Here is a 13,636-nt window from a genome sequence, read left to right on the forward strand (position 1 = left end):
CCTTTTCGTTACCCGAAACTTGTGCGTTTCAAATAACTTTATTATTGTTACAAACGATACACCAAGGCCCTAAATCCCGCAGTTATGTCATTAAAAATCAAACGAATCTGTCTCATATGCAGTCTGGCTGCATCTTTCCTGCTATTGTTGCAGTCTGTTAAAGCCCAGGATACAGCCGCCATCAGTTCCTTTCTCATCAAACAGCAAAAGACCATCGGCAAAGCAGTGGCATTGGTTTGGAAAGATGGTAAAATCGTTTACCAGAAAGAGTTAGGCGCCGACTTCAATGCCAAAACACAGGCGCCAATTGCAGCATCCAGCCAATGGCTCACGGCAGCAGTGGTGTTGACCTTTGTGGAACAGGGTAAAATATCGCTGGATGACCCGGTAGGTAAATATCTCCCCGAATTCAACAGATACATGAAGAGTTACCTTACTGTACGGCAATGCCTGATGCATCTCACCGGATTTGAACGCGACAAGGGGTTGAGTACAAAGGTAGCATTTGGACGTAAATACCAAACCCTGGAAGACCAGGTAAATGCGCTCGCATCAAAAGAGATCACGGCCAATGCAGGAGAAGAATATTTCTACGGCAGTTATGGCCCCGCTATTGCTGCCCGTGTGATCGAAATAGTTGGAAAGAAACCTTTCGAGCGACTGGCCCAGGAACGCATCTTCCGTCCCTGCAAAATGCGCGCTACCAATTTCGGATTTGCCGGCGGATGCCCCAATCCCGGTTTCGGTGCACAATCTACCGCCAATGATTACCTGAACTTTCTCATCATGCTGCTCAACGGCGGAACTTTTGAGGGGAAGAAAATATTGGGAGAAGAAAGTATCAAAGAAATGCAGCGCATGCAACTCGGCTCAGAACCTGTCAAATACCAACCGGAAGCCGTTGCAGGTTTTGATGTAAGCTATGGGAATTATGTACAGGAAAAAGATGCTTCCGGTAATGCACAAGTGCTCAGCAGTCCTTCCCTGACCGGCACCTGGCCTTATATCGATCTTTGCCGGAAATATGCAGCAATACTTTTTGTGGCTGAAGCCAGGAATGAAGTGAAGAAAGATCTCGCTATTCAATTCAAAGAAAAAGTGGAAGAAGCTATCGGCAGTTGTAAGTAAAAAACTCGGAGTGCTGGCAGTCGCTCGCCTCCCGGCGAGTGACTTATATTTGTTCGCCTCCGGCGACCAGTCAGGTGCTGCACCCGATTGGTTCGCCGGAGGCGAGCGACTGCCATACCTTGTTGATCTTACCAGAATCTCACATAGATAGCTGCAATCAATCCCAGTATCACCAGGATCATGGCCATCATTCCAGGCGTAACCCGAAACATGCTTCTGTCGTATTGCGTTGCTTTTGGATTGTTCTTACTTCCCGGATCAAGCAGGGAAATAGCAGCCATCGCGGCAACTGTGATGAAGAACACCCAGCCCATGCTGGTAAGGAAGGGGATCTCATAGATGCCTTTGTTATCCGGGTTTGGATAAGCTGTGTACATCCATGTTTCATTACCGAACCATTGCGGCAGGTAACCATTGAAGATCACGCTCAGCAGGAAGCCTCCTACAATGCCCACTACGGCTGCCAGCGAAGTGGTCCGCTTCCAGAAGAAACCGAGCAGGAACACCGCGAAAATACCGGGCGATACAAAGCCTGTGTATTTCTGAATGAAGTTGAAGCCGCCTTCTCCACCGATATTGAGCCAGTCGTTCCAGGTGAAGAGGATGGCAATCACCATCGCCAGTAAAACCGTGAGCCTTCCAATCCAGACCAGTTTCTTTTCGGAAGCATTGGCGCTTACATATTTCTTGTAAATATCGAGCGTGAAGATGGTAGAGATACTATTGGCCTTACCTGCCAGCGATGCAACGATGGCCGCCGTCAATGCAGCCATGGACAAGCCTTTCAGTCCTTCAGGAAGGAAGCCTAACACTGCCGAGTATGCGTTATCGGCTTTTACATGTCCGTCGATATTCATGGCTTGTGTAACATCTGATTGCCCGCTCGTATACAAAACATAGGCTGCAATACCTGGCAGCACTACGATGATCGGCATCATCACTTTAAGAAAAGCGGCAAAGATGATACCCCTGCGCGCAGTATTGAGATCCGCGCCCAGCGCACGTTGCGTGATATACTGGTTACAACCCCAATAGTTCAGGTTGGCGATCCACTGACCACCCAGCAGCATCGCAATACCAGGCAGGCTGAGGTAATTCTTGATCTGAGCTTCTGAAGCCGTTTCCGTGGGTTTGTCGAATATCATATCGAAATGCTCAGGCGCTTTCGCAAACAATTGGTTGATACCGGCCAGCAGGTCTTTGCCATAACCGAAATGCTCACTCACTTTGGTAAGGGCCAGGTAAGTGGCAGCCAGACCGCCGATCACCAGGAAAACCACCTGGATCACATCGGTATAACCGATCACTTTCATGCCTCCTAACGTGATCACCAATGCGAAAATGGCCAGGAGGATCATGATCAGGTGGAAGTTACCGCCACCCGAAAGATTATTGATGGCGATGGCGCCGAGAAAGAGAATGGATGTAAGATTCACAAAAACATACAGGAAGAGCCAGAAGATAGCCATCAGCAATGCCACATGCTCATTGTATCGTTGCTTCAGGAATTGCGGCATGGTGAAAATGCGGTTCTTCAAATAGATAGGCATGAAGAAAACAGCCACAATGATCAGCGAGATGGCGGCCAGCCATTCGTAAGCAGAAATGGCCAATCCCATCGCAAACCCGCTGCCGCTCATTCCGATGAACTGCTCAGCGGAAATATTGCTCGCGATCATGGAAGCACCGATCGCCCACCAGGTGAGTGATCCTTCTGCGAGAAAAAAACTTTTGGTATCATTTTCTTTGGATTGACGCTTGCGGTAAACCCAATAGCCATAGCCGGCAACAATGAGGATGTAGATGAGAAATACGATGATATCGCCAGTCTCCAGTTTATTCTTCATAAAAGCAATTCGTTAAGGAGTGAAGGAACTAAAGTAGGAAAAACTGGCTGATTTATGCAAACGATTACATAAAATATTTGTTCAGTCTTATTGGCACTGGATTAAGCGCTGTGAACATAGCCTGAAAGCGTGTAACTTGCAGGTGCTGGTAAGCCTGATGAATTCCATAGACAAAAATACCCTGCTGATCAAACAGACCGCGTCCCGGCTTGGTTTCAGCTTTTGCGGCATTGCAAAAGCAGTTCCGCTCGACGAAGATGCGCGTCGCCTGGAAGCCTGGCTCAACCAGGGCATGCAGGGGAATATGAAGTATATGGAAAACCATTTCGAGCTGCGCGTGGATCCCTCACGCCTCGTACCCGGCGCCCGCTCGGTGATCACGCTGCTGATGAATTATTATCCCGCCCAGTTGCAGCAGGAGGAAACTCCCAAAGTTTCCAAATATGCTTTCGGAAAAGATTATCACGAAGTGATCCGCGCCAAACTGAACCAGTTGCTGGCCGCCATGAACCAGGAGATCGGCGCAGTAACAGGAAGAGGATTTGTAGATTCTGCACCGGTGATGGAAAGAAGCTGGGCGCAGCGAAGCGGCCTTGGCTGGATCGGCCGGAACGGCAATCTTATCAATAAACAACAGGGCTCATTCTTTTTTATCGCCACGCTGATCGTTGATATACCACTGTTATATGATGATCCCATTGCGAAGGATTATTGCGGCACCTGCCGCAAATGCATTGATGCCTGTCCTACCGGGGCCATCCATGAAAACAAAGTGATCGATGGCAGCAAATGCATTTCTTATTTCACCATCGAACTGAAAGAAATGATGATCCCGGAAAACATGCAGGGGAAATTCGATAACTGGATGTTCGGCTGCGATACCTGCCAGGATGTTTGTCCATGGAACCGGTTCTCGGTTTCCAATACCGAGCCGGAATTCACGCCCATACCGGAATTGCTTGAATTCTCCTTACAAGACTGGCAGGAACTCACGGAAGAGAGTTTCAAAAAGATCTTTCGCCATTCACCATTGAAGCGCGCGAAGTTTGAGGGCATTCGCCGCAACCTCCGCTTCCTTCAGCAATAAGCTTTCTCTATTTTCTCAGGAAGAATTTCGCTCCCAGTCCAAATGACCAGAGATGCTGTCCATTGGAAAGATCACTGGTGATCAGGTTGCTCAACTGGTACTTGATTGTAGGTCCGATCCAAACCGGATGTTTACTTTCACTGAACAGCTCCAGGTTTACACCGGCTGTGATGCCTGCCTGTACCTTATTGAAGTAATCGTAGTCTTTATAATAAACATCGTTATTACCGTCGTAATGGAGAGCATTGGTGGAAAGCAGTTTGGCTATGGATAAACCACCATCTACGATGATGGGCAATGCTGCTTCATCACCGGTAACACGCCAGTGGATCTTCACGGGGATCTCGAGGAAATGATATTTGTTGGTGTATTCCTGTTGTTGCGGTGGTCTTGGGTAACTGGTAGTGGCAAGTCCTCCGCCCACATTGAGGGCACTTCTTCCCTGGTAGTAATCGCTTACTACCTGGTCATAATTGGCATTGCTCACGGAGATCGCGGACTTCATGAATTGTCCAACATCAGTTTTCATACTGAAGTAACTGTACTGCACTCCTGCAGATATGCTGATGCGCTTGTTCAATTGTTTCTGAACGAAACCACCGGCAGACCAGGACATACCGGATTTCAATTCGGAAGGTTTGTTATCCGGGAATTGCGTGAATCCTGCCGGGCCGCCATATAAATTCTGATTGGGAGGCGCGGGGCTGGCCATGGCGAGATCTTCAGGCTCGTTGTTCTTCTTGCTGAGCAGGCTGAAAGGACTGCCTTTGGAAATATGTGAAGCGCCGCCCTCTGCAACGATACCGAAACTCCAGGTGGCGGGTTTCCGTGCAGGCTTCGGAGGTTCAGGCATTGGTTTCTTCTTATTTTTTGGAGCCTGCGTTTGGGCCAGGTCAAGTTTCTTTGGAGCAGCAGGATTGCTTCCGCTTACTTTGGATGAATCTACTGAAACCTGTTTGGGATCAGTATTTCCAATCACGATTCCAAATTCATCAGTCAGGCTATCCGACTTCGGAGCGGGCTCATTTATAGCAACAGTACTTGCTGCAGGCTGCTCATTTTGCTGCACAGGAGCCTTTTCCGGACTGCCGGATGATTTGCGTGGCGGCTTATTGCCCCGGTTTGCTGCAATGGTGCCGGACAGATCAGTAGAAGGCTTGCTTACTTTCCTGCCTTCGTTGCCAGCATTATTGGTTTTCGGAACTGATACTATTCCTTTTTCCGGTTGTACGGCACTGTTAGTAACAGCGGTCGCATTATTTTCCGGAGTAAATGCGTTGCGTTCACCGGCATTTTCAGGTGCGGGCTGCGATGCAGGAAGATCAGTGTTGTGCGCAGCAGGTATAGACTGTTTAGGGGTGATAGTATTTGCTGATGTTGCGGCTGGCCCGGCAACGGATTTTTTCTCACTGTTGCTGGCAGTGGTATTGGTGGATTCAGAAGTGTTCTTATCGGAATACGTTTGAGTAGAGTTCAGTTCAGAAGCGGTGAATTTATTGTTGTTGGATTGGGCATCAAAATAGAAATAGCCGCCTGCGACTATGCAGAGCAAAAAAAGCGGTAACCAAAGGACCACTCTCCTGCGGCGTCGTTCCTTGCGGATACGCTTATCCACTTTTGTCCAGACAGCATCAGACGGGCGCAACTTCAGTTGCTCCATTTTCTGCTGCACCTGTTTCTCAAAATCATGGTCGGACATACGATTCAGTTTTTGTTGCTTCCAGGTTGTTTTTTTTAAGCCAGGTTATCAGTAATGCGCGGGCACGCGCATATTGAGATCTGGATGTTCCTTCATTGATGCCCAGGATCTTTCCGATCTCCACGTGTGAAAAACCTTCCACCGCGTGCATATTGAAAATTGTCTGGTAGCCGGTTGGCAATTGCCGGATCAGCTCAGCCAGGTCTTTCGCATTGAGTAATACTTCAGGATTATCGTCCGATACCGGATGCAGGCCGGGATCTGTATAAGCCAGGTCGTGCTGGTAGCGGCTGTTCTTTTTGAGAAAGTTAAGCGCTGTATTCACCATGATCCTGCGGATCCATCCCCCCAGTTCTCCTTCCGATTTGAATTGTCCGAGATGGGTGAATACCTTGATAAATCCTTCCTGCAGCACATCTTCTGCGTCGGCCATGGACTTGGTATAGCGATAGCATACCCCTAACATCCCCTCGGCAAAATGCTCATAGAGTTGTCGCTGGGCATCAGGGCGGCCCTTCAAACATTCTTTTACCAGCCTGCTATAGTCCATCTTTCAAGTATAACCATGACACAAATCAGGATGCAGGCGTTGCATCCCCTTTCTTTTTTGGGGCGATTGGATCACTTACCTTTGGATAATGAACACTGAATCGCTGATAACCAGGGATAAAAAGGTGATCTGGCATCCCTTTACACCGCAAAAGTATATGCCAGTTCCCATTCCAATTGTTAAAGCTTCGGCCACCCTTCTCCAGGATGCAGATGGCCGGACTTATATAGACGCTATCAGCAGCTGGTGGGTGACTCTTCATGGTCATGCCCATCCCTATATCGCTCAAAAGATCTTTGAACAGGCCAGTACCCTGGAACAGGTGATCTTTGCCGGCTTTACCCATGAGCCCGCCATCCGGCTGGCGGAGCGAATCCTGGAAATCCTTCCTGGCAACCTTTCCCGCGTATTTTATTCAGATAATGGCAGCACTTCCACCGAAGTGGCCCTCAAAATGAGCGTCCAGTACTGGTGGAATAAGGGCGAAGGGAAAAAGAGAAACAAAATACTTGCCTTCAATAATTCCTATCACGGCGATACGTTTGGCGCCATGAGCGTGAGCGACCGCTCCGTGTTTACGATGGCATTCCAGGATAAACTCTTCGAAGTGATCTTTATCGATGCGCCGGGATCTGCCAACACATCATATGATCTTCCCTGGGAAGAGATCGCCTGTTTCATTTACGAGCCCCTGGTGCAGGGGGCAGGTGGTATGAAGATGTACAGTGCGGAAGGACTGGACCAGCTCATTAGCCTTTGTCAACAACACCAGGTGATCTGCATTGCCGATGAAGTGATGACTGGTTTCGGGCGTACCGGCAGGCTCTTTGCATCTTCTTATATGAACAATGAGCCTGATATCGTTTGTCTCTCCAAAGGTCTGACCGGCGGCACTATGCCACTGAGCATCACCGCCTGTTCATCCAAAGTGTATGAAGCCTTTGTGGAAGAAGATTTACTGAAGACTTTTTTCCACGGACATTCCTACACGGCCAACCCTATCGCCTGCGCGGCCGCCCTGGCCAGCCTGGACCTCCTGCTGAAGCCTGAGTGCGCTGAACAAATGGGAAATATCCATCAACAACACCTCGTATTCAGTCAGCAATTGCAACAAAGCGGTCACCCTATCCGTAATATAAGAGTGCTGGGCACCATCATTGCTTTTGAGATCGATAAGGGTCGCGATGAGTACCTGAACAATATCAGCAAACTGATCACACAGCAGGCGATGGAGCAAAACGTTTATCTAAGACCGTTAGGGAACACCCTGTACCTGATGCCGCCTTATTGTATTACTGGTGAAGAATTGAATACTGTTTATAAAGTAATATTGAACATTCTCACAACGCTTGCAGGCTGATCAAAATTGAACTATTTTACGAACAGAGAGCTGGCAGTCGCTCGCCTCTGGCGAGTGACTTGTATTGGTTCGCCTCCGGCGAACACTGCGTCGCCGGAGGCGACTAAACATAAGTCACTCGCCAGAGGCGAGCGACGGCCAGCTCTCCGAAATGTTCATTAATCTTAAACACAAATGAAATCAATAGTACAATTAGCCATACCTTTTTTGTTGACCGGCCTTTTCAGCTGTGCGGAGAAGCCCAGGCCCGCGGCCGAATCATCCAGCAATATCCCGGTGATCCTGGAAGGGAAACGGGTAGATGTATCGCGATTGTACACAAAGAACAAAGAGAACCTGATCGAATCTTTATACCAGGAACTGATCAGTAAATCTGAAGAACTGAAATCCATCGATGCAGAAATAAAAACACTGAACCAAAAGCAGCAGCAGTCGCTGGACAGCTTCCGCCTGTTCAACGACAAGAACCAGTCTTATTACGAGTCTGCGAAACTCAATATCAATAATATCAAAGACTCCATCTTCCGCAAAAAAGTATTGGCGTTGGTGAATGAAAGTCTGAAAGAATACAATAACAAGACAGCGCCACACCAGGAGCTGGACAGCCTGATGACCCGCAAGACCGCTACCATCAACGATCTGTATATCCTCCTGAAAGTAGTGACCACCCTGCCCGCCATGCATATTTTCCAGCAGGAGAGACTGCCTGGCACCGCTGCTTCAGAACTGTTCAATAAACAGCTCGACAGTTTGCAGACCCGCCTGGATTCCCTCACCCAAAAACTGCCATAGTTTATTATGATCATGGCCTCCGTACCATCATTACAGTTTTACATTTTCCGGCACTTAAATATAAAGCTCATATGGTACATCGCATCCTGTCCGTTCTTATCCTCACATTCACTACCACTGCTCTCTGCGCGCAGTCAAATAGCAGCAAAAACTTTGCAGTGATAGCCTATTACACCGGCAATGAAAAAGAGATCGATGAGTACCCGGTTGATAAACTCACGCATATCATTTTCAGTTTTTGTTATTTGAAGGACAATAAGCTGGTGACCGGCAGTCCGGATGCAGCTGCAAGGATCAAGAAACTTGTATCGCTGAAAAAGAAATATCCTGCACTGAAAATATTGTTATCGCTAGGTGGATGGGGTGGTTGTAAGGATTGCTCTGAGAGCTTTTCTACCGCAGCAGGCAGAAATACTTTTGCTGTTTCCGTAAATGAAATGCTGAAAAAATACAATGCTGATGGCATCGATCTCGATTGGGAATATCCTGCCATTGAAGGTTATCCCGGTCATCCATACAAACCGGAAGACAAAGGAAATTTCACAGAACTGGTGCTGGCGCTTCGTAAAGAGCTGGGTGAAAAGATGGAGATCAGTTTCGCTGCGGGTGGCTTCACCAAATTCCTGCAGGAATCTGTAGAATGGGATAAAGTGATGCCTTTGCTGAACAGGGTAAACCTCATGACCTACGATCTCATCAATGGCTATAGCCCTATAACCGGACATCATACGGGATTGTATTCAACAGATATACAGATCGAGTCCACTGATCATGCTGTCAGGTACCTGGATTCAATAGGAGTACCTAAAAATAAAATGGTGATCGGAACGGCTTTTTATGCGCGGGTCTTTGAAGGAGCCGACAGTCTGCACAATGGTGTGAACCGTCCGGCAAGATTCAAAAGTTTTGTTCCTTACAAGCAGTTGTTGAAGGAATACACAATCAAAGATGGATTTGTACCTCACTGGGATGAACAAGCGCAGGCGCCTTACAGTTACAATTCTGCAAAGAAATTATTTGCCACCTATGATGACCTGCGCTCCATCCGTCTGAAAACAAAATATGCCATCAGTCAGGGACTTAATGGCATTATGTTCTGGGAATTGACGCTGGATGTTCCGAAGGGCGGATTGCTGGATGAAATTGACAAAACGAAAAAAGAGATGATCACTGAACGATAGATCAGTGCTGCTTCTCCACCATCTTCTTCAGTTTGTCAAGCGACTTCTCCATGGGCGGCCCCAGTTGTTTATCGAAAATGATGCTTCCTATTTTTTCCCAGGGATACCAGCGGAGATGGAAATCGAAATACCATTGCACGGCAGTAACGCCATTAAAGTTGAAGCAGGCCATACCAGACAAGATATCACGACCACTTTGCTGGTGCCAGGTAGTGAGCACACTGTCTGTTTTTACACCCGTTCTCACAATCTGCACCTGGTCTGAGTAAAAACCATTTTCCTCATATTTCACATCCTTGTATTCGGCATTGTCCAGCATCGTATTCCAGCTTTTCCAGTTCCGGATATCTGCCAGTTGAGGCATCACAGAATCCACCGGCGCATCGATATTGATGGCGCGGCTTACCCGCACATGCGAAGGGATCAAAAGGCTCAGAAGAAAAATTACAATGAAGATGACCGCGAAACTGATAATGGCCAATTTTATTAATCGCATATAAAAAAGATTATTCCCACTTGAATGTTTTTACTGCCAATGCATAGGCTACAACAGCCCATCCCAGCAGGATGGCCAGCTCGCTTCCACATTCCCAGATATGCGCGCCTTCAAAAGAGATCTTTCTCATGGCATCGTTCATGGCAGTAAGGGGAAGGAATTGCAACACTGGTTGTAAAAAAGCAGGCAGTAAAGTTTTTGGAAAGAAAGTGCCCGACAAAAAGAATTGCGGGAACATGAACAGGTTCGCGTACACGGGGATCACATGCTGGTTCTTTGCCAGGCCGCTGATAGTATAACCGAATCCCATAAATACCACTACCCCCATCAAACAGAGCAGCATCATTTCCAGGAATGTCACAAATCCATGCGCGAGTGTAAAATTATACAACAACACACCAAATACGATCAGGATCACAGCGGTCATCAATTGAAAGATGATCCTGGCAAGGCTTTCGCCTAAAACGATATATAGTCTTTTGATAGGAGTAGAGAAAAGTCTTTTGAGTACAAGCGTTTCACGGAAAGAAAAGAAAACGAATGCCACACCAAATACAGCTGTTCCCATGAGTGAGAAACCGAGCATTCCGGGAAGATAGAAATCGATCATGCGGTATTGGCGGCCCTCTATTTTTTCGGAACTGATGGTAGCATAGGTCTTCTGACGTGGAGTGATCATGTCATTGGTCTTGTTGATCACATTTTCGAGAACCCCCTGCAGTACAGGCAGGTCTTTCATCCCTGCTGAAGTTGTTTTGAGATGTACATCGAAGTTTGATTTACCGCCAGGGGTTTCTTTCACTTCAATCAGCGCCACGATCCTTCCTTTCATCAACCGGTCCTGCAACTCAGCCTCAGTACCGGTTTCTACTTCAATACCCGGCACAAGACCTCCATTGATAGCCTGGTATACTATATTATTGGTATCACTATTCTTCGTAAACGCAACATCCAGAGAAATCCCCCTGTTCCCACCGATTGCTCCAAAGATGGTGATCAGTACGATCGGGAAGAACAAACTGAAGAATACGGCCTGCGGACTTTTGAGAATTCCTTTGAAGCTGGCTTTTGTAATAGCCAGCATGGCTTTGACCTGACTATATGGTTGTGACATAGAGCCGCAAAACTAAGCGCTTTCTCCCGAAATAAAAGTGATGATTTTACTCAACCACCAGTTCGAAAGGCATCCGGGCCTGGGCCCTGCCGCTCATGTTTTTCGTTTTCTTGATTTGCTGGTATACGCGGTATCCATCTTCTCCCAGTTCCTGGCGGAGTGCCGCCTGGGGCGCCTGCTCTTTTGAGCCAAGGATCATATCGAGGAGACTTTTTTTATCGGGATACTCACGGAGACGGTAATTTGTGATCTTCGCCATACGCGCAGCGCAGGCGATGGCCTGGTCCAGACCACCGATCCTGTCAACCAGCCCCAGCTCCACAGCTTTGCTGCCGATCCATACACGGCCCTGCCCAACACTGTCAACGTATTCAATGCTCAGCTTTCTGCCTTCCGCTACGCGGGATTTGAAAGTGTGGTAGGTACTGTCTACATCATTCTGGAGGAATCGTTTCTGCGATTCGCTGAGTGGTTTGAAAACGTTCAGACCATCTGCATCGGGAGATGTTTTCACGCCATCGAAAGTAACGCCGAGCTTATTATTGAAAAATCCCTGCATATTGGGAATGAGGGTGAACACGCCGATAGACCCTGTGATGGTATTGTGTTCTGCAAAGATGCTGTCTGCATTGCAGGCCAGGTAATAACCGCCCGATGCAGCCACATCACCGAAGCTCACGACCACCGGCTTGTCAGCCTTCGCAAGTGTGAGCTCGCGCCAGATCACTTCACTGGCCATGGCACTGCCGCCGCCTGAATTGACACGGAACACAATTGCCTTGATATCCTTATCCAGCCTTGCTTTCCGCACCAGTGCGCGGTAGCTTTCACCGCCGATGGTTTGATTTTCCCCTTTCCCATCGATGATATCGCCCTGGGCATAGATCACAGCAATTTTGCTTTTTCCACTTTTCTTGTAATCAACCGCCTTCATGTATTTACCAACAGTAATGAAATTGAGCTTATCATATTTACCGGAGCCGGTGCGTTGCTTGATCTCATCCTTCACTTCATCGTCATATTTCAATCCATCCACCAGCCCATATTTCAATGCATCATTGGCGCTGCGGATAAGATTTTCATTGGCATAACGATGAAGAGTAGCCGTATCCAGGTTCCTGGCTTCCGCGGTTTGCTGCAAAAGTTGTTCGTAAAGGCCATTCATCAGCTCGGTGGTCTGCTGACGGTTGGCATCGGTCATTTTTGTTTCACGGAAAGGTTCTGTAGCGCTTTTGAATTTTCCTGCGTAGAAGATCTGGGGCTGGATATCGAGCTTTTCCAATGTTCCTTTGAAGAACAGCAGCTGCATCACATACCCCCTCCAGTCTACCCCACCTTTGGGATTGCAGTAGATCTTACTGGCCACATTGGCCACACGATAACCACCCTGGGTGATCACATCGCCATAAGCTATCACGAATTTGTTGGCGGACTTAAAATCAGCAAGCGCCTCGCGGATGGCTTCACCGGTGGCAAAACCATTGACATTGCTGCCGCAGTGGAGATAGATGCCTTTCACAGCTGAATCGGATTTTGCATGACGGATCACGCGGAGCAGATCATAAAGGGAAGGTTTTCCCTTACCATCTGTAATTTCCGCGATCGGATTTTCTTCTGCAATTTCCATGAATTCATCTTCCAGGTTCACCACCAGTATGGCTTTACCGCCAACTGCCGGCCTTTCAGAAGAAGCCAGGCTCCCCGCTATGCCAAACAGCATAAAGAACGCGGCTACTGTGAACACGATCAACGCCAACAGGCTTGCGAGGAATATTTTAAGAAAGCTACTCATTTACAATAGGGTTTTAAGCAAAATTCTTTGATATTTGAACCTTGAGCAAGTGCAATATATGAATAAAGCGTATTTACTGATAGGCGGCAATATGGGCAACAGGGTTGAACAGCTTCAAACGGCGGTTGACCTCATCAGGCAAAGGGCCGGACAGGTGGAACAGGTTTCTTCTCTCTATGAAACGGCCGCCTGGGGCAAGACAGACCAGCCTTCCTTCCTCAACCAGGCACTGCTGGTGTATACAAAACTGGAACCATTGCCCTTGCTGAAAGAATTGCTCTCCATCGAGCTTGAAATGGGAAGGGAGCGGCTTGAAAAGAATGGGCCCCGTACCATCGATATCGATATTATCTTTTATAATGATACCATCATCAATGAGCCAGGACTGCTGGTGCCGCATCCGGCCATGGCGCAACGACGCTTTGTGCTGGCGCCGCTTGCCGAGATCGCGCCGCACCTGCAACATCCGCAACTGAAGCAAACCATGATCGGATTGCTGGACGCCTGTACAGACCCGCTGCCTGTTGCCAGGTTCAACTGATCATTATTTTTACTTTTCCACATCGCCTCACCAATCCTTTTTTCTGCAG

At 47.9% G+C, this 13,636-nt stretch carries 12 protein-coding genes; 6 read left to right on the forward strand and 6 right to left on the reverse strand.

The annotated features are described in order from the left end of the window. Positions 1–84: 84 nt before the first annotated feature. Complete coding sequence (locus tag D9Y29_RS16315) at positions 85–1,128, forward strand: serine hydrolase domain-containing protein (RefSeq protein ID WP_127130103.1); 1,044 nt, start codon at positions 85–87, stop codon at positions 1,126–1,128. Positions 1,129–1,256: 128 nt separating this feature from the next. Here D9Y29_RS16315 and D9Y29_RS16320 read toward each other — a convergent pair whose 3' ends face one another. Further along, the gene (locus tag D9Y29_RS16320; protein ID WP_127130105.1) at positions 1,257–2,975 is read right to left on the reverse strand and encodes a sodium/sugar symporter; all 1,719 of its coding nucleotides are present in this window, start codon (positions 2,973–2,975) and stop codon (positions 1,257–1,259) included. 142 nt (positions 2,976–3,117) lie between these two features. On the opposite strand from D9Y29_RS16320, the gene queG reads away from it, so the two are divergent. Then, the gene (queG, locus tag D9Y29_RS16325; protein WP_241237964.1) at positions 3,118–4,062 is read left to right on the forward strand and encodes a tRNA epoxyqueuosine(34) reductase QueG; all 945 of its coding nucleotides are present in this window, start codon (positions 3,118–3,120) and stop codon (positions 4,060–4,062) included. A gap of 7 nt (positions 4,063–4,069) precedes the next feature. Here queG and D9Y29_RS16330 read toward each other — a convergent pair whose 3' ends face one another. Then, on the reverse strand, positions 4,070–5,761 hold the full coding sequence (locus tag D9Y29_RS16330; protein ID WP_127130107.1) for an outer membrane beta-barrel protein: 1,692 nt from the start codon (positions 5,759–5,761) through the stop codon (positions 4,070–4,072). Then, the gene (locus tag D9Y29_RS16335) at positions 5,748–6,311 is read right to left on the reverse strand and encodes an RNA polymerase sigma factor (RefSeq protein WP_127130109.1); all 564 of its coding nucleotides are present in this window, start codon (positions 6,309–6,311) and stop codon (positions 5,748–5,750) included. The genes D9Y29_RS16330 and D9Y29_RS16335 overlap by 14 nt, the downstream gene beginning before the upstream one ends. A gap of 88 nt (positions 6,312–6,399) precedes the next feature. Between D9Y29_RS16335 and bioA the strand changes: the two genes are divergently transcribed. The 3 genes from bioA to D9Y29_RS16350 all read left to right on the forward strand — a co-directional run bounded on the left by bioA (position 6,400) and on the right by D9Y29_RS16350 (position 9,644). Next, entirely contained in the window at positions 6,400–7,671 is a 1,272-nt protein-coding gene (bioA, locus tag D9Y29_RS16340; RefSeq protein ID WP_127130111.1) for an adenosylmethionine--8-amino-7-oxononanoate transaminase, read from the forward strand. Positions 7,672–7,845: 174 nt separating this feature from the next. Continuing rightward, positions 7,846–8,463: a hypothetical protein gene (locus D9Y29_RS16345; RefSeq protein ID WP_127130112.1), complete on the forward strand. Its 618-nt coding sequence runs from the start codon at positions 7,846–7,848 to the stop codon at positions 8,461–8,463. Between the two features lie 71 nt (positions 8,464–8,534). Continuing rightward, the gene (locus tag D9Y29_RS16350) at positions 8,535–9,644 is read left to right on the forward strand and encodes a glycoside hydrolase family 18 protein (RefSeq protein WP_127130115.1); all 1,110 of its coding nucleotides are present in this window, start codon (positions 8,535–8,537) and stop codon (positions 9,642–9,644) included. Between the two features lies 1 nt (position 9,645). Here D9Y29_RS16350 and D9Y29_RS16355 read toward each other — a convergent pair whose 3' ends face one another. Genes D9Y29_RS16355 through sppA form a run of 3 tightly spaced genes read right to left on the reverse strand, consistent with a single transcriptional unit; the run spans position 9,646 to position 13,046 of the window. Next, entirely contained in the window at positions 9,646–10,140 is a 495-nt protein-coding gene (locus D9Y29_RS16355; RefSeq protein WP_127130117.1) for an SRPBCC family protein, read from the reverse strand. A gap of 10 nt (positions 10,141–10,150) precedes the next feature. Further along, positions 10,151–11,254 (reverse strand): ABC transporter permease, encoded by a 1,104-nt coding sequence (locus tag D9Y29_RS16360; protein WP_127130119.1) that lies wholly within the window; start codon positions 11,252–11,254, stop codon positions 10,151–10,153. Between the two features lie 46 nt (positions 11,255–11,300). Further along, a complete protein-coding gene (gene sppA / locus D9Y29_RS16365; protein WP_127130121.1) occupies positions 11,301–13,046 on the reverse strand; it encodes a signal peptide peptidase SppA in 1,746 nt (581 codons plus the stop codon). Between the two features lie 58 nt (positions 13,047–13,104). Between sppA and folK the strand changes: the two genes are divergently transcribed. Further along, positions 13,105–13,587, forward strand: coding sequence for a 2-amino-4-hydroxy-6-hydroxymethyldihydropteridine diphosphokinase (folK, locus tag D9Y29_RS16370; protein WP_127130123.1), 483 nt, complete (start codon positions 13,105–13,107; stop codon positions 13,585–13,587). Positions 13,588–13,636: the final 49 nt, after the last annotated feature.

It is taken from the genome of Pseudoflavitalea rhizosphaerae (assembly GCF_003991355.1).
Lineage (GTDB): Bacteria > Bacteroidota > Bacteroidia > Chitinophagales > Chitinophagaceae > Pseudobacter > Pseudobacter rhizosphaerae.

Bases quoted from the DNA above. Each gene is read 5' to 3' on its own strand.
- D9Y29_RS16330 (WP_127130107.1), bottom strand. From the start codon at position 5,761: ATGTCCGACCATGATTTTGAGAAACAGGTGCAGCAGAAAATGGAGCAA.
- bioA (WP_127130111.1), top strand. From the start codon at position 6,400: ATGAACACTGAATCGCTGATAACCAGGGATAAAAAGGTGATCTGGCAT.
- D9Y29_RS16350 (WP_127130115.1), top strand. From the start codon at position 8,535: ATGGTACATCGCATCCTGTCCGTTCTTATCCTCACATTCACTACCACT.
- D9Y29_RS16315 (WP_127130103.1), top strand. From the start codon at position 85: ATGTCATTAAAAATCAAACGAATCTGTCTCATATGCAGTCTGGCTGCA.
- folK (WP_127130123.1), top strand. From the start codon at position 13,105: ATGAATAAAGCGTATTTACTGATAGGCGGCAATATGGGCAACAGGGTT.
- D9Y29_RS16320 (WP_127130105.1), bottom strand. From the start codon at position 2,975: ATGAAGAATAAACTGGAGACTGGCGATATCATCGTATTTCTCATCTAC.
- D9Y29_RS16355 (WP_127130117.1), bottom strand. From the start codon at position 10,140: ATGCGATTAATAAAATTGGCCATTATCAGTTTCGCGGTCATCTTCATT.
- D9Y29_RS16335 (WP_127130109.1), bottom strand. From the start codon at position 6,311: ATGGACTATAGCAGGCTGGTAAAAGAATGTTTGAAGGGCCGCCCTGAT.
- D9Y29_RS16345 (WP_127130112.1), top strand. From the start codon at position 7,846: ATGAAATCAATAGTACAATTAGCCATACCTTTTTTGTTGACCGGCCTT.
- sppA (WP_127130121.1), bottom strand. From the start codon at position 13,046: ATGAGTAGCTTTCTTAAAATATTCCTCGCAAGCCTGTTGGCGTTGATC.
- D9Y29_RS16360 (WP_127130119.1), bottom strand. From the start codon at position 11,254: ATGTCACAACCATATAGTCAGGTCAAAGCCATGCTGGCTATTACAAAA.